This is a genomic window from Pseudomonas sp. IT-P4 (genome assembly GCF_949767755.1).
GTDB lineage: Bacteria > Pseudomonadota > Gammaproteobacteria > Pseudomonadales > Pseudomonadaceae > Aquipseudomonas > Aquipseudomonas monachiensis.
In genome coordinates this window covers 1-1,076 of sequence record NZ_CATKPX010000072.1, presented here as the reverse complement: position 1 = coordinate 1,076, position 1,076 = coordinate 1, and the positions used below count along the sequence as shown (strand labels likewise).

1 protein-coding gene is annotated in these 1,076 nt (G+C 55.2%); it reads left to right on the top strand.

Going from position 1 to position 1,076, the window contains the following annotated elements; translation table 11 throughout:
• Nucleotides 1–216: 216 nt before the first annotated feature.
• Nucleotides 217–1,076, top strand: an 860-nt coding sequence (locus ACM6IT_RS24595; protein ID WP_414918880.1) for an IS110 family transposase, incomplete at its 3' end; no start/stop codon positions are given.

Genomic DNA, 1,076 nt, shown 5'->3' with positions numbered 1-1,076 from the left:
GCTCGCTTGTATGGTAGGACTTGAAGGGAGGAGGAGGGACAAGGCTCGATTCTGACTGTTGACGCAGTACAGACCGTGGGAGATTTCGCCCCTCCTCCTTTCACCCAAGCGCCGATAAAGAATGCATCTGGCCAGGACCGACGATAGGAACAAGCCTGCGCCTCTGGGTGAGCCCTTCAAGTGCTCAAACCTTATCCCGGAGGAAATCCTGTGGCAATGCCGGTCTCTCTATCAAAATCGATCGTGGGTGTGGATGTCGCCAAGAATGAACTGGTGATTTATCAGTTTGATGGTGATTTGCTTGAAGAGATTCCCAACACCAAAACATCCATCAAGCAGTGGCTGAAGGCGTTGTCGGGGACGGTGGCTATTGCCATTGAGGCGACCAACATTTACCACCTGGACTTCGCTGATCTGGCCTATGAGGCCGGTTGCACGATTTACATGGTGGGAGGCTATGAACTCAAACATTATCGCGAAGGCGTGAAGATCCGCGCCAAAACCGACGCACTGGATGCCAAGCTGCTGGCTCGTTACCTGAAGAACGAAGCCGAGGAGTTGCGTCCCTGGACTCCGCCCTCACCGCTGTACCGTCAGCTCCTGAGCCTTTTCCGCCGTCGCGCAGCCTTGGTCCAGGCCAGGGTCGGCCTGGTGCAGAGCTGGTCGAATGAGCCGCTGCTCAAGGCGGCTTTTGCCGAGCAAGTGAAGTCCATGCAGCAGCTTGAGACGCTGATCGAAAAGACGATCAACGATCAGCTCAAAGAAGCCGGCTTGCTCGGTCAATTGAAGCGCTGCCTGAAAGTTGAAGGTATTGGATTTTTGACTGGGGCCCGCTTGATAACCGCATTTCAGCGAGGAGATTTTAGAAACGCGGATGCATTTATCGCCTTCCTGGGCATGGATTTACGGGTGGCGAAATCAGGACAGAAGGACGCTCGCCGCAGTTTGACCAAGCGCGGTGACCCCGAGGCCCGCCGACTTCTGCACAATGCAGCGATGTCGGCTAGCCGTACGAAAGCCTGGAAAGGGTATTACGAAGAACAAAGAGCTCGGGGTTTCAGCACCACTCAGGCGCT